Consider the following 17,969-nt stretch of genomic DNA (forward strand, 5'->3'; position numbering starts at 1 on the left):
AAAAACCCATGGTTGTTTCCGCAAAAGTTCACGCGTCGGAACTACTGGCGCACCTTGACCGAGACTCCCGATAAGACCAAGATTTGTTGGCGAAAACCGGGAGCGGAGGTCGGGGTGGCGGAGCAGCGGTTCGTGATCATCGGCGGCGGCCTCGCGGGGGCGAAGGCGGCCGAAGCGCTGCGCGAGCAGGGCTTCGACGGGCGGCTCACGCTGGTCGGCGACGAGCTGCACCTGCCCTACGAACGGCCGGCGCTGTCCAAGGACCACCTGACGGGCAAGGCGGACCGCGACAGCCTGCGGGTCCACCCCGCGACCTGGTACGACGAGCACGGCGTGGACCTGACGCTGGGCATCGGCGTCAGCCGAATCGACCGCGACGGCCACCGCGTGGAGCTGGCGGACGGCAGCGCCCACGCCTACGACAAGCTGCTGCTGGCGACCGGCGCGAGCCCACGGCGGCCGCCGGTGCCGGGCGCGGACGCGCCGGGTGTGCGCTACCTGCGCCGGATCGAGGATTCCGAGGCCATCCGGGAAACGCTGGCGTCGGCGGGCCGGCTGGTGGTGGTCGGCGCGGGCTGGATCGGTCTGGAGGTGACGGCGGCCGCGAGGCAGGCGGGCGTGGCCGTCACGGTGCTGGAGGCGGCGGAGCTGCCGCTGCTGCGCGCACTGGGCCCGGAGGTCGCGACGGTCTTCGCGGACCTGCACCGCGACCACGAGGTGGATCTGCGCCTGAACGTCCAGGTCGCGGAGATCACCGCCACCGGCGTACGACTATCCGACGGCACGAGGATCGACGCCGACGCGGTGGTGGTCGGGGTCGGCGCGGAGCCGAACACGCAGCTGGCCAAGAAGGCGGGCCTGCGCGTGGACAACGGCGTCGTCGTGGACGCGGCGCTGCGCACCGACGACCCGGACATCGTCGCCGCCGGCGACGTCGCCAACGCCTTCCATCCGTTGCTGGGCAAGCACATCCGCGTCGAGCACTGGGCCAACGCGCTGAGCCAGCCGCCGGTCGCCGCCGCCACCATGCTGGGCGAGCCGGCCGGCCACGAGGAACTCCCCTACTTCTTCACCGACCAGTACGACCTGGGCATGGAGTACGTGGGCCTGCCCGACGGCTACGACCGCGTGGTGTTCCGCGGCGACGTGCCCGGCCGCGAGTTCATCGCCTTCTGGCTCAAGGACAATCGCGTGCTGGCCGGGATGAACGTGAACGTCTGGGACGTCGTCGACCCGATCAAGGCGCTGATCCGGGCCAGGACCGAGATCGACCCGCAGGCGCTCGCCGATCCCGCGACGCCGCTCACGGCAGTCGCACAGTGACGTCCAGCCCGCCGTCGGGGTGGGCACGGGCCTGCGCACTGCCGCCGTGGGCGTCGGCGGCGGACTGCACGATCGACGGCCCCAGGCTTGAATGCGCGGTGTCACCGGTACGGTCGGCGGCCCCGCGGTGGAACGGCTCGAACAGCGCCTCCGCGGCGTCGGGGTCCAGCACCGGGCCGGTATTCCGCACGGCCAGAGCCGGCGTGTCGGCGATCTCGACCCGCACCCAGCCATTGGTGTCGTTGTAGCTGACGGCGTTGTCGACACCCACGACCGTGTACGTCAAGACGACCGACGATGCGGTGGCCGCGGTGCGCGCACACCTGGAATCACCACCGCGGCCACACCGCACTCGCGGGCCTCCCACCCGCCAGCCGCGTTCCCAACCTCACGGGCCAGTACACCTAGCGGTCCCCCGTGGTGCGCGTCGTGCGGATCGACCGGAGCACGCGCACCACCGAGCCGGACAGACGTGTCTCCCGGGCCGCCAGGGCCTGCGACTCCATGAACGGCATGAACTTGTCCGGGAAGCCGGGCATGGTGCAGCCGATGCAGATGCCGCCGACGTTCGGGCAGCCGCCGACCCCGTTGATCCAGCCCCGCTTGGGCACGTTGCACTTCACGACCTGGCCCCAGCAGCCCAGCTTGACCAGGCACTTCGGCGAGCCGTGGCTCTCGGCGTAATCGTCCTGCTCGTAGTAGCCGGCCCGGTCGCAGCCCTCGTGCACGGTCGTCTCGAACAGCCACTTCGGCCGCAGCGACTCGTCCAGCGGCAGCGCCGGCTCCGGGCTGCCGTACTGGAAGAGCAGGTGCAGCAGCGTCTCGGACAGGTTGTCGGGCTGGATCGGGCAGCCGGGCACGCAGACGATCGGGATGCCGGACCTCGACCGCCACTCCCAGCCGAGGTAGTCCGGCACGCCCATCGCGCCGGTGGGATTGCCGGCCATCGCGTGGATTCCCCCGTACGCGGCGCACGTGCCGACCGCCAGCACGGCCCAGGCCTTGGGCGCCAGGCGGTCCAGCCACTCGCTCGCGGTGATCGGCTGGCCGGTCTCGGGATCCGTGCCGAAGCCGGTCCAGAAGCCCTCCGCCTTGTTCGACTCGTCCGCGATCGACCCCTCCACGACCAGCACGAACGGGTCCAGCTCGCCCCGGTCCGCCTTGTGCCACCAGTCCATGAAGCTCGGGCCGTTGTCGTAGTCGAGCATCGGCCAGTGCAGCGCCACCCGGGGTAGTCCCGGCATGCCTCCGAGCACGAGCTCCTCGATGCTGGGCTGTGTGGCGGCGGTCAGCGCGACGGAGTCGCCGTCGCAGCCGAGCCCGCCATTCATCCACAGGATGTGCAGAACTTCGCTCATCGGACACCTCCGGCGCGGCCAGGGTACTGGTGGATCCGGCCGTTGTCGGCGAAAATCCCAGGACAGCGTGCGGCGGGAAGGCGGCAGGCGTGGCCGGGACCAGCGAGCAACCCATCGAGGTGCTCCCGATCGAGGTCGTCACGCGCGTGTTCCCGGCGCGACCGGCGGCAGTGCCCGAGATCCGGGACTTCATCCGACAGTGCGTTTCCGACGCCCCGCTGGCCGAGGCCGACAACCGCGAGATCACCAACGCCGTGTTCCGGGCCCTGCTGGACGCGGCCGGCCCCAGCGGCGCGATCCAGATCTCCTGCCGCGTCTACCCCGAGTACGTCGAGTTCGACGTGCTGCACGCGGTGGCCGACGAACCGGTGGCGATGCCCCCCGAGCAGGACACCTTCGCCGACTGGATCACGGAGATGCTGCGCCGCGAGGGCATCAACCGGGAGACCGCCGCGCGTCAGCTGGGCGTGTCGGCGAAGACCGTGAGCCGCTGGGTCGGCGGCGAGACCGAACCCCGGCTGCGGGAGCTCCGCCGTATCCAGGAACGCTTCGGCGAGGTCAAGCTGCGCTGACACTTGTGTCCCGTTAGACACCGAATGCCTCGGCAGCCCGATGACCGGGCACGGCCAGCTCCACCGTGCAGCCGGTGTCGTCCGACGTGACGTCCAGCCACTCGCAGATCTGGTTCGTCAGCCACAGGCCGTCGCCGTCACCTTGCGGCCGGTCGGGTGGACGGAAGCCGACGAACGGGTGCACGGCCAGCGGCTGCTCGCTGTGCAGGGTGCAGACCACCCGGCCACCGGCCGGCCGGACCCACACCGACACGTGCGTGATGCCCTGCCGGAGCAGGTACGTCAGCGACTCGCCGACCGCGATGCCGAACATGGCGACCGCGTCCTCGGTTCCCAGCAACGGCGTGGCCTTGCCCAGCACGTACTGCCTCACGGCGCCGAGGTCCCCGTCGAAGTCGAAGATGTCCCCGACGGTGGCCACCGAGCCCGGCGCGGTGTGCCGGCGGGCGAACTCGTCCGGGGCCATGAACTGCGGCGACGGCCGCACCGCGTCGCCGGCGACCAGCTCCGGGTGGGTGCGGCAGGCGTCGTCGAGGATGGCCGGGTCGACGATCCTGGTGTCGTACGGGCAGACCAGGCGGACGGTGGTGTCGGCGAGCACCACGTTGAAGCCCGCCTCCATGCGCTGCCACGCGTCCACCTCGCGGCGGGAGCGGCCCGTCCAGACCGGTTCGGCGATGATGCGCACCACGCCGCCGCGGCGGCGGCTCCAGTACCGGTGGATCGCCGTCGCACGCTGCGGCGGCCGCCGGCCGAAGTAGGCCGACTCGGCGTAGTCCACGCCGTCGGCCTCGTCCCCCATCGCCTCACGCAGCAGCTCCAGGTTGGCCGACGTCGTCGCGACCAGCACCGGCTCGCCGCGCGCCAGGCCGTCCAGCGCGAACGGGACCGCCATCTCGAGCCACTCCGCGTCGCTGCCGTAGAGGAAACCCAGGTGCCGAAAAGCCGCTGTCATCTCGCCTCCGATTCCCACGCGGAATCGTTCGGCATTTCCACGGGGGGCACTGAAGACTACGTCCGGCCCAATAACGCAGTGAATACGCTTCACCCGTTAGGGTGATCCCCCGCTGGTGGACGGCCTTGATCGTCGGGACATCCGACATTTCTGTCCGGGGTTCCCGTATTCAGCGGGACAGAATTGTCCGCGAATTCAGGGTGTAACGTCGATCGGAGCCTCGATCACCCGATACTCGGCGGAGCCGTTCCGTCGCACGAAGTGCAGGTCCACCAGCAGGCGGCGCAGACCGGCCACGTCGTCGCCCGCCTGCGCCAGACAGTCGTTGACCTCGGCTTCGGTGAGGGTGCGGTCGTTCGGCAGCAGGGTGCACAGGGCGGCGGCGAGGGCCTCGAGGTCGGCGGGCTTCTTCGGGAGCGTCTCGATCCGGCCGTGCACCAGGAACCGGCGCAGCGGCGAGGCCGGCGGGATGGCCCGGGCCAGCGCGGTCGCTTCGACGACGGCCTCGGCCAGCGCGGACAGAGGTGTCAGGTCGGCGATGAGCTGACCGCGGGACCTGGTCAGCAGGCCGGCCTCGGTGAGCCGGCCCATCTCCTTGGTCAGCGTCCGCATGTCGAAGCCCAGTTCGCCGAGCACGACGGGCTTGCGCTGCCGGTTGAGGTCGGCGACGGCGGCGAGGATCGCCAGCCGGGTCGGGCTCGACAGGGCCTGCAGCGCGGCGGCCGCCGCAGTCAGCTTCGCGGACACGACGCGGAGGGTAGCCCCGGGGCGGGACGGATCGCCGCTCAATTACTCGGGGTCGACCACCGCACCCGATCGACTGAACCCGGCCGGCCGTGTGGCCCCGGGTGGACGTCGGTCCACACCGCGGCGAGATACTGCGCACGCCGAGCCGGCTTGCGATACTCCTACCCCCCAGGGGTATAAAGGAGGGACGAGCCAGCGGCTCCCCCGGTCACTCGCGACCGGCCGCGCCGCAGGCGCCCCGACCCCAGGAGGATGACGATGCACGGCTACGCCGAGCACAAAGAGGCGCACCTGCGTCGGCTGCGGCGGATCGAGGGCCAGGTCCGCGGCCTGCAACGGATGATCGAAGAGGACAAGTACTGCATCGACGTGCTGACCCAGATCTCGGCGGCCACGCGGGCGCTGCAGGCGGTGTCGCTGGCGCTGCTGGACGAGCACCTGCGGCACTGCGTGACGGACGCGATCGCCGAGGGCGGCGAGAACGCGGACGCCAAGGTCAAGGAAGCCGCCGACGCGATCGCCCGCCTCGTCCGCTCCTGAACCACCCCTTTCCATGGAGGAGAGTCACCAACCGATGGCCGAGAACACCTACACGGTCCAGGGCATGACCTGCGGCCACTGCGTCAGCTCGGTGACCGAGGAGGTCGGCGCGGTCGCCGGCGTCCGCCAGGTCGACGTGGACCTGCCCACCGGTCGCCTGACCGTGACGAGCGACGCGGACGTGCCGGAGGCCGACATCCGCGCGGCCGTCGAGGAAGCCGGCTACCAGCTCGTCTGACGGAGGGTTCGATGAGTTCCGCGACGCACGAGGTGCGAGCGGCTCAGCACGAGGTCGAGCTGTCCATCGGCGGCATGACCTGCGCCTCCTGCGCCGCGCGCATCGAACGCAAGCTCAACAAGGTGGCGGGTGTCACCGCCACCGTCAACTACGCCACCGAGAAGGCGAAGGTCAGCTACCCGGACACGATCGACCCGGCGGAGCTGGTGCGGGTCGTCGAGGCCGCCGGCTACACAGCCGAGCCGGCCGCCGACGAGACGGACCCGATCGACGCCCTGCGGCAGCGGCTGATCGTCTCCGCGGTCCTCGCGGTGCCGGTGATCCTGCTGTCGATGATCCCGGCGCTGCACTTCCCGTACTGGCAGTGGCTCGCGCTCGTGCTGGCCAGCCCGGTGGTGGTGTGGGGCGCGCTGCCGTTCCACCGCGCCGCCTGGACGAACCTGCGGCACGGCGCGGCCACCATGGACACGCTGATCTCGATGGGCGTCGGCGCGGCCTACCTGTGGTCGCTGTACGCGCTGTTCCTCGGCGACGGCGAGACATATCTGGAAGTCGCCGCCGGCGTCACCATGTTCATCCTCGCCGGACGCTACTTCGAGGCACGGTCCAAGCGCCGGTCCGGTGCCGCCTTACGGGCGTTGCTGGAGCTCGGGGCCAAGGACGTCGCGGTGCTGCGGGACGGTCGGGAGCACCGGATCCCGCTGGCGGGACTGCGAGTCGGCGACGAGTTCGTGGTCCGGCCGGGCGAGAAGGTCGCCACGGACGGCGTGATTGTCGAGGGCAGCTCGGCCGTCGACATGAGCATGCTCACGGGCGAGTCGGTGCCGGTCGAGGTGCGGCAGGGCGACGCCGTGGTCGGCGCGACGGTGAACGCCGGCGGACGGCTGGTCGTCCGGGCGACGAGGGTCGGCGCGGACACCCAGTTGGCGCAGATGGCCCGGCTGGTCGAGGACGCGCAGAACGGCAAGGCGGCGGTGCAGCGCCTGGCCGACCGGGTGTCGGCGGTGTTCGTGCCGGTGGTGATAGGGCTCGCGCTGGCGACGTTGATCGGCTGGCTGGTCACGGGGCATCCCGCCGAGGCGGCGTTCACCGCCGCGGTGGCGGTGCTGATCATCGCCTGCCCCTGCGCGCTGGGCCTGGCCACGCCGACGGCGCTGCTGGTCGGCACCGGTCGCGGGGCGCAGCTGGGGGTCCTGATCAAGGGCCCGGAGGTGCTGGAATCCACCCGCAAGGTGGACACCGTCGTGCTCGACAAGACCGGCACCGTCACCGCCGGCCGCATGACCCTCGTCTCCGTGCACGTCGCTGACGGCGTCTCCGAGACGGAGGCCCTGCGGCTGGCCGGGGCGCTGGAGCACGCGTCCGAGCACCCGATCGCCCGGGCGATCGCCGCGGGCGCGGCCGACCGGGTCGGCGAACTGCCCACCGTGGACGATTTCCGCAACGAGGAAGGCCTTGGCGTCCAAGGGATCGTGGACGGCAAGGCGGTGCTCGTCGGGCGGGAGCGGCTGCTGTCGCAGTGGGGTGTGCAGCTGGATTCCTCGCTGCTGGAGGCCAAGCAGGCCGCCGAGCAGGCCGGGCGCACGGCGGTCGGCGTCGCGTGGGACGGCGCGGCGCGCGCGGTGCTGGTCGTCGCCGACACCGTGAAGCCGGGCTCGCCCGAGGCCGTCGCCGGGCTGAAGTCGTTGGGGCTCAAGCCCGTTCTGCTCACCGGCGACAACGCCGACGCCGCCCGGGCGGTGGCCGCCGAGGTCGGCATCGACGACGTCATCGCCGAGGTGCTGCCCAAGGACAAGGTCGACGTGGTCGCCCGGCTCCAGGCCGAGGGCCGGGTCGTCGCGATGGTCGGCGACGGCGTCAACGACGCCGCGGCGCTGGCGCGGGCCGACCTCGGCCTGGCCATGGGCACCGGCACCGACGTGGCCATCGAGGCCAGCGACCTCACCCTCGTCCGCGGCGACCTGCGGGCCGCCGTCGACGCCATCCGGCTGTCGCGCCGGACCCTGGGCACCATCAAGGGCAACCTGTTCTGGGCCTTCGCCTACAACGTCGCCGCCCTCCCGCTGGCCGCCCTGGGCCTGCTCAACCCCATGATCGCCGGAGCCGCGATGGCGTTCTCCTCGGTGTTCGTGGTGAGCAACAGCCTGCGGCTGCGCCGCTTCCGCTGACGCCTAAAAGGCGTGGCCCCGGCTCGGCGAGCCGGGGCCACGCTCTTGTCAGCTCGCGGCGATGGTGATCGCGGCGGTGTGCAGGACGCCGCCGGTCTGGAACTGGACGAACATCCGCCAGTCGCCGGGCCTGGGCAGCATCGCCTCGAACGTGAGGGTCGGGCCGCCGCGGTCGCCGTCGACCGTGCCCTGCGGGTGCAGGTGCGCGAAAACGAGATCTGTTGCGTGGAACGCCGTAAGATGCGCATACGTGTCAAGGTACGGCTGGAGATCGGTGACGGGCTTGCCGTCCTTCGCGACGCTCACCGTGAGCTGGTGGCTCATGCCCGCCATGGGCTTGTCGCCGCCGACGGTGAGCGTGTAGCCATCCACCGCCGTTGTTGCACTGGGCGCAGCCAGGGCGGCATTCGTCGCACTGCCGGGAACGGTCACCTGCTGGCTCAGCACCTCCGACTGGCCCCCGACGACGAACTGCGTGTACGCCCGGTAGGTGCCGGACGCGGCACCGGCCAGCGGCGCGGTCCAGGTGCCGTCGGCGGCCATGGTCGGGTGCACGTGCTGGAACCCGGTCAGGTCGGATCGCACGAGGTAGAAGTGCATGAGCTTGGTCTGCTCGGGCTCGAAGGCCGTGACGGGCCGGCCGTCGGAGCCGAGGATCTGGAACGTGAACGCGCCGGTCACGGTGTTGGACGCCGGCTTGAAGGTGTAGCCGCCGGACTGGGCCGCGAGCCCGTCGCCCATGGCCATGGGCGACATGGACATCGAGGACTCGGGCATCGCAGACGACGAGGGCATCTGCATGGGGCTGCTGCCGCAGGCAGTGGTCAACACCCCGGCGGCGACAACCGCCACCAGGGCACGCGTGGTCGTGAACATGGGAAACGTCTTTCCGTGCGACGTGAACAGGACGGCACAACACGAGTGCCGATCACGTCCGGGAAACGCACACCACGGTCAGCAGACGGGCGCCGGACAGCGGCGGACCGCGGCGACTGGGCCCGCCGACCAACAGCGGCCGCCACAGCACCGTCACCAGCAAAGCGACGGCCACCAGCACCAGGGTCAGCAGCGGACCCGTGTCACGGGAAGGTGCGGTGAACTCGCAAACGCCGCCATGGCTGGACGACACGCCGGCGGCGACATGAGCCATCGGGGCGGCCATCGAGTCGCCGGCACAGGACTGCATGGGCAGGCCGTGCATGAGAAAAATGCCGACCAGCACGGCGAACAGCGTCAGCAGCCGCGCGCGGGTCGTCACGGCGCTACCATACCCCACCTGGGTACCCGGGCGGCCGGTCCGGCTGGAGGGAACAACGTGCGCGTATCCGTGCTGGACACGTCCCCGATCGTGCGGGGCAGCACCGCCCGACAGGCTCTGCGAAACACGCTTGACCTCGCGGTTCTGGCTGATGAGCTGGGCTTTCACCGGTACTGGGTGCCCGAGCACCACAGCATGCGCGGCGTCGCCAGCTCGGCGCCGGCCGTTGTGGTAGGACGGATAGCGGACGTCACCGGCCGGATTCGTGTGGGGGCCGGCGGCGTGCTGCTGCCCAACCACGCGCCCATCGTCGTCGCCGAGCAGTTCGGCACCTTGGAGGTGTTCCACCCGGGACGAATAGATCTGGGCATCGGCCGCGCGCTCGGCGGGCCGCAGCCGGCCGCCGACGCCGTGCGCAGCGAGCGCGAGCGGACCGCCAAGAGCTTCGAGGCGCAGGTACGCGAGCTGCTCCAGTACTTCGAGGGCGGCAACCGGGTGCGCGCGGTGCCCGCCGTCGGCAACCGGCCGCCGGTGTGGCTGCTGGGTTCCAGCGGCCACAGCGCCGAACTCGCCACGTCGCTGGGCCTGGGCTACGCCTTCGCGCACCACCTCGAGCCGGAGAACGCCGCCGCGGCGCTGGGGCAGTACCGGGGATCGCAGACCCTGGTCAGCGTGTCGGTGATCGTCGCCGACACCGATGCCGAGGCGGAGTATCTGGCCGGCTCCACCCGGTTGAAGGTGCTCAGCCGGGTCCGCGGCCGGCGCATCCAGCTGCCCAGCGCGGCCGATGCCGCCGCGTACCCGTACACCGACGACGACCGCGCGGAGATCGCCGCCCGTTCGGGTGGCGTGCTGGTCGGGTCGCCGGACACCGTCCGCGAGCTGTTGCAGGCTGTGGTCGAGGAGACCGGCACGACGGAGCTCATGCTGACCACTCCGGTGCACGACCACGCGGCGCGGCGGCGATCCTACGAGTTGGTCGCTAAAATCGCCCCAGCCCTGGGTTGATCGGGTCTGCGCTGAAGGGAGACGCGGTGGGCCGCTACGACCGGCTGCGGGAGTTCCGCCGACTCGACCCCGACCGCGACTACCACCGGATCTACCGGGACATGGCGCTGCTGGAATTCCCGTGGGACATCACCATGGGCATCCAGCTGGGTTTCTACCGGACCTTCGCGGTGCCGGGCATCAGCGCGCTGCTCGACCGCACCGGCGAGATGACCGCGCACACCCAGCGCCGCTTGGACAACACCGCCATCCTCCTCTTCGAGGCCATCCACTACGGCCTCGAGCACGAACGCGGTCAGGCAGCCGTGCGGCAGATGCGCCGCGTGCACGGGGCCGCGATGCAGCGGGCCGGCACGGACCGGCCGTGGCGGATCCCCGACCACGAATTCGTCTACGTGCTGGGCGCGTTCGTGATTCCCACGCTGCGCTGGCTGGACGTCTACGCGTGGCGGCCGATCTGCTGCCACGAGCGGACCGCGCTGTTCCGCTTCTACCAGGAAATGGGCCGGCTGATGGGAGTGCGCGGCACCCGGCCACGCTGCCGGAGTTCGAGACCTGGTTCGACTCGTACGAACGGGAGCATTTCCGCTACACGGAAGCGAACAAGCGCCAGTGGGACGCCACCCGCGCACAGCTGACCGAGCTGTTCGCGGCATGGCTGCCGGGGCCGCTCGCGCCCGTCGGCCGCCGGTTCGCCGACACGATGGCCAACGCACTGCTCGACGAACGCCTCCGCGCGGCGCTCGGCGTCGGTTCCGTGCCCGCGTGGGCGGTGCGCGCGGGGCACCTTGCGTTCAAGGCCCGCGGTGCGGTAGTGCGTCGGCTTCCGGTCCGGAAAGTGCCGCTCTACCAGGAGAAACTCGACACGCCGAGCTACCCCGACGGGTACGAGATCGAGCGCGTCGGGCTGTGACCGTCCCCAATGGACTGCGCCTTCTGCGGCGATCGCCCTTGACAGCCGGTCGCGGTCGCTAGTGTTGGCGGCATGTCGATTCCACCTGGCCTGCTGGCACGGCGCGGCACGGAGTTGCCACGACAGCTGTGGCATCTCGGCGGGCTGATGTCGATCCGTGCCACCGCCGGCGACACCGACGGGGCGCTGAGCGTCGTCGAGCAACGCGCCGTGCGGGGCTATTCCACGCCCCCGCACGTGCATTCCCGCGAGGACGAGACGCTTGTCGTGCTGGCCGGGGAACTCTCGTACCTCGTCGACGGCCGCGAGGGCGTGCTGCGTGCCGGCGAGTCCGCGTTCCTGCCCCGGCACAAGCCGCACCGGTTCGCGGTGATTTCCGAGGAGGCCCACTTCCTCGTGCTGATCACCCCCGGCGGCTTCGAGGAGATGTTCCAGATCGTCAGCTCGCCGGCGGCCGAGAACCGGCTGCCCGGCGGCGACGCCCACGCCCACACGGATCCGGCCGTGATGGCCGCGGAGTCGGCCGCTCGCGGCACCACCGTGTTCAGGGACGATCCCGTTGAGCGGTCACGGCATCTGGCGAATCTGGCCAGCGGTCACGCGGTGCTCGACTCGTACCGACGTCTCGGCGAGTTGATCGCCGGCCCGGGGCCGACACCGGACGACGTGGTCGACGGGCTTGTCGTTGCGGCGAAGCGCATCCCCGAGGATCCGGCGCACGCCCGGGCACTGATCCTGCTCGGCGTCCTGTCGACGTCGTGCCACGATGCGGTGACCGCCCGACTGCCGGAGATCCTCGCCGTCGTCGGCTCCCCCAACGCGGAGCCGGTGACTTTAGCGTTGGACTACCTGGAAGCACAGCTCCGTGGCGACGATTCGGCCGCGGCGCTGGGCACCAAGGCCGACAATGTGGTGGAGCCGGGCGAGAACAGCGTCTTGGCGCCCGAAGTCGAGGACGACTATCTCCGCACGCACCTGACCGCTGCCGACGTGCCGCTGCTCGACCTGGCGACCGGCCGTTGGACGCAGACGCTGGTCGACCACGTCGGTCAGGTGCTCACGTTGGATGGGGTCGATAGCCCACCGGGGGTGTTGCCGTTCGCGACCGGCTCGCTCGGGGCCGTCAACTGCTCTCATGCCTTGGAGTTACTGCCATCGCCGCGTGAGGTGCTGCGCGAGGTGGCCCGGTGCCTGAGACCGGGCGGCGTGTTCACGGCCGTCACGGCCCGGCGCTCCGACCGGCCCACGGCCCGGTTCTTCCAACGACAGTACGAGGAGGCGTCCGGCGTGCGATCGTTCACGCCGACGGAGCTGACGACCTGGCTCGGTGCGGCCGGCCTCGATCTGGTCGATCTGCGCAGCCCGGCCGGGATGCTGCTGCTCACCGCGAGGAGGTCCGCATGATCCGGGTCCGCGGCACCGCGTTGCCGTCCGGGGAGTACGTCGATCTGTGTGCCGACGGCGACCGGTGGACGGACGATCCGGCGTCGGGCGCGGAGGTGATCGAGGGCTGGCTGCTGCCCGGACTCGTCGACGCGCACACCCATCCCGGCGCCGAGAAACCCGGCGACCCGCTCGACGAGGCGATGCTGCGTGAGGATCTCCGCCTGCACGTGGCAGCCGGCGTGACCGTGATCAGGGCGCCCGGTCTGGCCGGCGATCCGCCGGAGTGGTTCGGGCGGGACCCGGACCTGCCGCGGGCCTGGCACGCCGGGCCGTGGCTGGCACAGTTCGGCCAGTTCTTCGACGGCTGGGGACGTCGGGTCGAGCACGCGGACATGCCGGCCGTCGCCGCCGAGCAGGCCGCCCGCACCGGCTGGACCAAGATCATCAGTGACTGGGGTGTGGACGACGAGCCGGTGCCGGCCGAGGTGCTCAAGGCCGTGGTCGACGCCGTGCACGCCGTCGGCGGCCGGGTCGCCGCCCATACGCAGCACGCCACCGGCGGAGCCGCGTGTGTGGCCGCGGGTGTCGACTCCGTCGAGCACGGCATGTGCCTCGACCCGTCCGCGCTGCCGACCATGGCCGCCCAAGGCACGGTCCTCACCCCCACGCTGTCGGTCATCGAGTCCAGCCTGAAGCAAGTGCGTTCCCGTCCACCGGGTCCGCGGCGCGACTGGTACCTCGGCGGAGCCGAGGTGCACGGGCGGCTCGCCGCAATGGCGGTCGAGGCCGGCGTGACCGTGCTCGCCGGCACCGACTCGCGGCCGCACGGCCGGGTCGTCGACGAGATCCGGTCGCTGGTCGGGGCCGGTCTCCGCCCGCACGACGCCCTCGCCGCCGCGTCCTGGGCCGCTCGGGAGTTCCTCGGCCTGGGCGGGCTGACTCCCGGGGCGCCCGCCGACGCCGTTGTGTACGCCGAGGATCCGCGGACCGACCTCTCCCAGCTGTCCGCGCCGGCGGCCGTGATCCTGAGGGGGTGCCGAGTGCGCTGACCCACACATCCGGCCAACCTCCGCACGAATCGCACACCGGTTAGAGCAGTGCGCATAGGCTCGGCTCGTGAGCGAAGACGAGGGCAAGCCGATCGGCCGCCGGGTGCTGCTGTCCGTGCTCGCCGCGGGCGCGGCCGGCATCGCCGCCGCCCCGGTGTTGCAGGGAGGATGGCAGAAGCTGCTCGACGCCGACCCCGTCGGCGTGACCCAGCTGCTGCCGAACAGCGGTGGGTTCCGGTACTACAGCGTCACCGCGTCCGTTCCCGTCAAGAACGAGGCGAATTACCGGCTCACCATCGACGGTCTGGTCGACCGCCCAAGGTCGTTCACGCTCGCCGAGCTCGGCGCGCTCCCCCAGCGCCGGGTCGTGCACGACGTGCAGTGCACCGACGGCTGGAAGGTCGAGAACGCCGCCTTCACCGGCGTGCCGCTGTCGGCCCTCCTCGACGCTGCCGGCGTGCAGTCCCGCGCCGCCGCCGTGCGCTTCACCTGCTTCGACGGCGTCTACACCGAGAGCCTCACCCTCGACCAGGCCCGCCGGCCCGACATGCTCGTGGCGCTGAAGCTCCAGGACCAACCCCTCACCCACGAGCGCGGCGGACCCGTCCGCCTCTACGCCGCGCCGATGTACTTCTACAAGTCGGCGAAGTGGCTGTCCGGCATCACCGTCACCGACCAGGTCCGGCCCGGCTACTGGGAGGAGTACGGCTATGACGCCGACGGCTGGCTCTGACCGGGTGCCCCGGCGCGGCAACGTGCCAAGGCCCGGCCAGGAGCAGCGGCCCGGCTGGGTGCCGCGGTTCGGCCGGGTGCAGCGGCTGGTGCACCGCGCCACCGGCTGGCTGATGGCGTTCTGCGTCGGCACCGCTGCCTGCCTGTACTTTCCTCCCCTGGCGGAGCTGGTCGGCCGGCGGTTGATCGTCGTGGCTGTGCACGAGGCGTCCGGCCTGCTGCTGCCGGTTCCCGTGCTGCTGGGGCTGTTCTCCGCGTCGTTCCGGGCCGACCTGCGCCGGCTCAACCGCTTCGCCGCGTATGACGGCGAATGGCTGCGGCGAGCCCTGAAGCGGCTCAGGTCCCGGCCGGCTGGCAAGTTCAACGCCGGTCAGAAGCTGTACGCCGCGTGGATCGGCGGCGCGGTGCCGGTGATGCTGTTCACCGGGTTGCTGATGTGGTTCGGCGGCCTGCTGCCGTGGATTCCGCGCAGCAGCGCCATCTTCGTGCACGACTGGCTCGCGCTGGCCATCGCTGCGGTGCTGGTCGGGCACATCCGAATGGCACACCGCGATCCGCTGGCCCGCGAGGGCATGCGCACCGGCTACGTCCGACTGGACTGGGCCCGCGAGGAACACCCCAACTGGTTGGGGTGACTACGGCGCCAGTTCCGTGATCTCCCGGCGGAACGGCTCGGCGACGGCGTCCAGGGTTTCGGCGTACTCGCGGCCGGCCCACACCGCGGCGGCGATGGTGCTCGGCGCGAAGGCGTCGCCGATGGCACGGACGGACCGGAGGTGCGTCCACGCCGACTGCCTGGCCAGCAATTGGTGGCTCAGGTCGTCGATCGGCGTCCGGGCGGTCACCAACACGACGGAGTCGGCGGCATGGTCGCGTTCGGAGCCGGTGAAAACGCAGGCCGTACGCACAACGCCGGCAACGGAGACCACCGAGCGATTGGTGTGCACGATGATGCCCGCCTCGATCACGCGGCGGCGGATCTTGGTGAGCTCCATGGTGTTCGCGGTCCACTCCGACACGCTCGCGGCAGGTGTGACGAGCTCGACGGCGAAGCCTTCGCGGGCCAGCAACTCCGCCAGGACGGCGCCGATGTAGTAGTGGTCGTCGTCGTAGACCACCACGTGACGGCCGCGCGGCCGCGCGCCGGCCATGACGTCGTCGGGGGTGAGGACCTCAGCCGCCGGGTCGATGGCCAGCCCGCAAGGGTGCTGCCGGCCGACGCCGTCCGCGCGCCACCGGGCGCCGGTGGCGACGGCGACGTGTGAGAAGCCGTGCTCCAGCACGTCGTCGGCGGTGAGCTCGCTCTCGTAGTACAGCTCGACGGTATCGAGCTTGCCGAGGACGGCCTCGCGGTAGTCCGCGACCCTGGTCCACGCCGCCAGCCCCGGCAGCGCCGCCTCGCGACGGACCCGCCCGCCGAGCACCCGGGACCGTTCGATCAGGGTGACCTGATATCCCCTGCGTCCCAACGACATCGCCGCCTCCAGGCCGGCCGGGCCGGCGCCGACGACCAGCACGGTGGCGTCGGATCCCCTGGGGCGCAAGCGCTCCGGGTGCCACCCGCGCCGCCACTCCTCACCCATGCTCGGGTTCTGGGTGCAGCGGATCGGCGACTGCGTGTGGTCCCCGGACACACAGATGTTGCAGCCGATGCACTCGCGGATCTCGTCCAGCCGCCCGTCCCGGATCTTCCACGGCAGGAAGGGATCCGCGATCGACGGCCGGGCCGCGCCGATGAAGTCCAGCACACCGGAACGGATCTGCCGGACCATCGCGTCCGGCGAGGTGAACCGTCCTACGCCGACGACCGGCTTGGAGGTCAACGACTTCAGGCCGCGGACGGCCTCCTCCTGCTCGCCCTCCGGCCCGAACCGGGACGTGTTGGAATCCGCCGACCACGGTCCCACCACGAAGTCCCACAGATCCGGCAGGTCCCGCAGTTCGTGCACGACCTCCCGGGTCTCCGCTGCGGACAACGCCGTCTCCTCGGCCCCGCCGCCCACGCCCAGCCGGCACGCCACCGCCGCCTTGCCGGCACAGAGCTCCCGCGTGTCGGCCAGTACCTCGCGCAGCAGCCGGGCCCGGTTTCGCAGCGAACCGCCATACTCGTCCAACCGGTGATTGTGCTGCGGCGACAGGAAATGCTCCAGCATGCCGTAGCCGTGCGCCGCGTACACGTAGATCAGGTCGTAGCCCGCCGACAGCGCCCGCCGCACCGCGGCACGATGCATCTCCCGCAGCAGGGCGATGTCCGCCAGGGTCATAGCCCGCGCCTGCACCGGGTGGTTGCTGCCCACCACCGGCAGCGCGCTCGGCCCCATCGGCGGGATCCGGCTGGTCAGGTTGGCCGCGTGCATTCCATTGTGGACGAGCTCGATGCCCGCCAGCGCCCCGTGTTCGTGGATCCGGTCGGCGATCCGAGCCACCGCCGGCACGTCCCGGTCGTCCCACAGCCGCAGCTCGATCGACGGCGTCAGGTCGCTGGACGGCCCGATCTCCGTCTCCTCGGTGCACACCACCGCCCAGCCGCCCTCGGCCTTGACGCCCCGCATCGCCGCCTCGGCCGACGGGTCGCGGTACCCCATGCCGTTGCAGTGCGGCACCTGGAAGAACCGGTTTCGGGTGACGACCGGCCCGATCGGCACCGGCTCGAACAGCACGTCGTAGGCCACGCCGCCCACCGTGCCACAAGCCGGCGCGATCGGGCACCCCATCGGACGGGACAGCGGCGGCACCGCGCCCCGACACTGGTGACCATGTCCGAACACGAGGAGCTGTTCGCCCGGCTGCACAAGCTGGAGGACGAGAACCGCAGGCTGTCGGCCCGCCTCGACGAGCTGGCCCGGCCGGTGAGCCGCCGCGCCATGTTCAAGCGCGCCGGCCAGGTCGCCCTCGGCGCGGCCGCGCTCTCCGTCGGCGCGGAGGTCGCCGCCGCCCCGACCGCCGCGGCCGACGACAAGAACCCGGTCCTGCAAGGCGTCACCAACTTCGCCACCAACGGCACCGCCCTGTACGCCGACCACGCGGGCAACGCCGCGGCGCTCACGGTGTCCAACGACACCCTCGTCGCGCACCAGGGCTACGCGTCCGGACTCGACGCCTTCGGCGACTACGGGGTGTTCGGCACCGGCGACTACGGCGGCGTGATCGGCCAGGCCCCAGGGCTCGGGCGGCCCGTGTCGGTACCCGTGCCGGCCGGCGTTGTCGGCATCGGCGTCGAGGGGGTGGCCGGGGTGTTCGCCACCTCCCAGAACGGCGAAGCCATCGCCGCGCAGACCACCAGCGGTCTCGCCGCCGTGCACGGCAACTGCCAGAACGACAACGGCATCGGCGTTTTCGGCGACGGCTCCTACGCCGCCACCGGCGTCTACGGCCACTCCGGCAGCGGCGACGGCGTCCGCGGCATCGCCAACGAGGGCCACGGCGTGTTCGGCCTCGCCGTGCAGCCGAACGGCGTCGGTGTGCTCGGTGTCTCCGTCGAACGCAGCGGCGTGACCGCGCCGGCGGCGGCCGTCACGGGCGACAGCAAGGACCAGAACGGCGTGCAGGGCCTCAGCAAGACCGCTCGCGGCGGCGTGTTCGCCGGCGGCCAGGCGGCCATCCGCCTCCTCCCCGGCAGCCTCACCAACACCGCGCCCGCGAACGGCCAGAACGGCGACTTCTACGTCGACTCCACCGGCGGCCTCTGGTACTACCGCGGCAGCTGGCACCAGCTGGCGTGA

18 protein-coding genes and 1 pseudogene are annotated in these 17,969 nt (G+C 71.4%); 12 read left to right on the plus strand and 7 right to left on the minus strand.

The features are described from left to right. The first annotated feature begins 114 nt into the window (after positions 1 to 114). Complete coding sequence (locus BCF44_RS17105) at positions 115 to 1,323, plus strand: NAD(P)/FAD-dependent oxidoreductase (RefSeq protein WP_116175271.1); 1,209 nt, start codon at positions 115 to 117, stop codon at positions 1,321 to 1,323. Here the strand turns inward: BCF44_RS17105 and BCF44_RS17110 are convergent. Together BCF44_RS17110 and BCF44_RS17115 are read right to left on the minus strand one after the other, a co-directional pair. Further along, positions 1,304 to 1,609, minus strand: coding sequence for an ATP-binding protein (locus BCF44_RS17110; protein WP_246015169.1), 306 nt, complete (start codon positions 1,607 to 1,609; stop codon positions 1,304 to 1,306). The two genes, BCF44_RS17105 and BCF44_RS17110, sit on opposite strands and share 20 nt — an antisense overlap. 118 nt (positions 1,610 to 1,727) lie before the next feature. Further along, entirely contained in the window at positions 1,728 to 2,681 is a 954-nt protein-coding gene (locus BCF44_RS17115; RefSeq protein WP_116175273.1) for an NADH-quinone oxidoreductase subunit B family protein, read from the minus strand. Between the two features lie 89 nt (positions 2,682 to 2,770). On the opposite strand from BCF44_RS17115, the gene BCF44_RS17120 reads away from it, so the two are divergent. After that, on the plus strand, positions 2,771 to 3,253 hold the full coding sequence (locus BCF44_RS17120; RefSeq protein ID WP_116175274.1) for a helix-turn-helix domain-containing protein: 483 nt from the start codon (positions 2,771 to 2,773) through the stop codon (positions 3,251 to 3,253). 13 nt (positions 3,254 to 3,266) lie between these two features. On the opposite strand, the gene BCF44_RS17125 is transcribed toward BCF44_RS17120, so the two are convergent. Both BCF44_RS17125 and BCF44_RS17130 read right to left on the minus strand, forming a co-directional pair. Next, a complete protein-coding gene (locus BCF44_RS17125; protein ID WP_116175275.1) occupies positions 3,267 to 4,208 on the minus strand; it encodes an MEDS domain-containing protein in 942 nt (313 codons plus the stop codon). Positions 4,209 to 4,403: 195 nt separating this feature from the next. Further along, the gene (locus tag BCF44_RS17130) at positions 4,404 to 4,955 is read right to left on the minus strand and encodes a DUF2087 domain-containing protein (protein WP_116175276.1); all 552 of its coding nucleotides are present in this window, start codon (positions 4,953 to 4,955) and stop codon (positions 4,404 to 4,406) included. A gap of 258 nt (positions 4,956 to 5,213) precedes the next feature. Here BCF44_RS17130 and BCF44_RS17135 point away from each other — a divergent pair, with 258 nt between their 5' ends. The 3 genes from BCF44_RS17135 to BCF44_RS17145 are packed head-to-tail and all read left to right on the plus strand — an operon-like array spanning position 5,214 to position 7,901. Then, positions 5,214 to 5,495, plus strand: a complete 282-nt coding sequence (locus BCF44_RS17135; RefSeq protein ID WP_116175277.1) for a metal-sensitive transcriptional regulator — start codon at positions 5,214 to 5,216, stop codon at positions 5,493 to 5,495. A gap of 34 nt (positions 5,496 to 5,529) precedes the next feature. Then, positions 5,530 to 5,733 (plus strand): heavy-metal-associated domain-containing protein, encoded by a 204-nt coding sequence (locus BCF44_RS17140; RefSeq protein ID WP_116175278.1) that lies wholly within the window; start codon positions 5,530 to 5,532, stop codon positions 5,731 to 5,733. A gap of 11 nt (positions 5,734 to 5,744) precedes the next feature. Beyond that, on the plus strand, positions 5,745 to 7,901 hold the full coding sequence (locus tag BCF44_RS17145; protein ID WP_116175279.1) for a heavy metal translocating P-type ATPase: 2,157 nt from the start codon (positions 5,745 to 5,747) through the stop codon (positions 7,899 to 7,901). Between the two features lie 48 nt (positions 7,902 to 7,949). Here BCF44_RS17145 and BCF44_RS17150 read toward each other — a convergent pair whose 3' ends face one another. Together BCF44_RS17150 and BCF44_RS55505 are read right to left on the minus strand one after the other, a co-directional pair. Continuing rightward, positions 7,950 to 8,777, minus strand: a complete 828-nt coding sequence (locus BCF44_RS17150) for a hypothetical protein (protein ID WP_116175280.1) — start codon at positions 8,775 to 8,777, stop codon at positions 7,950 to 7,952. Positions 8,778 to 8,829: 52 nt separating this feature from the next. Continuing rightward, positions 8,830 to 9,159, minus strand: coding sequence for a hypothetical protein (locus BCF44_RS55505; protein ID WP_170217543.1), 330 nt, complete (start codon positions 9,157 to 9,159; stop codon positions 8,830 to 8,832). 57 nt (positions 9,160 to 9,216) lie between these two features. Between BCF44_RS55505 and BCF44_RS17160 the strand changes: the two genes are divergently transcribed. The 6 genes and pseudogenes from BCF44_RS17160 to BCF44_RS17190 all read left to right on the plus strand — a co-directional run bounded on the left by BCF44_RS17160 (position 9,217) and on the right by BCF44_RS17190 (position 14,882). After that, entirely contained in the window at positions 9,217 to 10,167 is a 951-nt protein-coding gene (locus BCF44_RS17160; RefSeq protein WP_246015171.1) for an LLM class flavin-dependent oxidoreductase, read from the plus strand. Between the two features lie 134 nt (positions 10,168 to 10,301). Then, positions 10,302 to 11,080 (plus strand): annotated as a pseudogene (locus tag BCF44_RS59150) (oxygenase MpaB family protein). A 72-nt stretch (positions 11,081 to 11,152) separates the two neighbouring features. Then, the gene (locus BCF44_RS17175; protein WP_116175285.1) at positions 11,153 to 12,484 is read left to right on the plus strand and encodes a cupin domain-containing protein; all 1,332 of its coding nucleotides are present in this window, start codon (positions 11,153 to 11,155) and stop codon (positions 12,482 to 12,484) included. Continuing rightward, positions 12,481 to 13,515: an amidohydrolase family protein gene (locus tag BCF44_RS17180; protein ID WP_116175286.1), complete on the plus strand. Its 1,035-nt coding sequence runs from the start codon at positions 12,481 to 12,483 to the stop codon at positions 13,513 to 13,515. The genes BCF44_RS17175 and BCF44_RS17180 overlap by 4 nt, the downstream gene beginning before the upstream one ends. Positions 13,516 to 13,582: 67 nt before the next feature. After that, entirely contained in the window at positions 13,583 to 14,248 is a 666-nt protein-coding gene (locus BCF44_RS17185; RefSeq protein WP_116175287.1) for a molybdopterin-dependent oxidoreductase, read from the plus strand. After that, positions 14,226 to 14,882, plus strand: a complete 657-nt coding sequence (locus BCF44_RS17190) for a cytochrome b/b6 domain-containing protein (RefSeq protein ID WP_211353051.1) — start codon at positions 14,226 to 14,228, stop codon at positions 14,880 to 14,882. The genes BCF44_RS17185 and BCF44_RS17190 overlap by 23 nt, the downstream gene beginning before the upstream one ends. Here the strand turns inward: BCF44_RS17190 and BCF44_RS17195 are convergent, their stop codons facing one another. Further along, positions 14,883 to 16,919, minus strand: a complete 2,037-nt coding sequence (locus BCF44_RS17195; protein ID WP_246015173.1) for an oxidoreductase — start codon at positions 16,917 to 16,919, stop codon at positions 14,883 to 14,885. Between the two features lie 84 nt (positions 16,920 to 17,003). Between BCF44_RS17195 and BCF44_RS17200 the strand changes: the two genes are divergently transcribed. Next, entirely contained in the window at positions 17,004 to 17,969 is a 966-nt protein-coding gene (locus BCF44_RS17200) for a hypothetical protein (protein ID WP_147328515.1), read from the plus strand.

This window comes from Kutzneria buriramensis (assembly GCF_003387475.1).
Classification (GTDB): Bacteria; Actinomycetota; Actinomycetes; order Mycobacteriales; family Pseudonocardiaceae; genus Kutzneria; species Kutzneria buriramensis.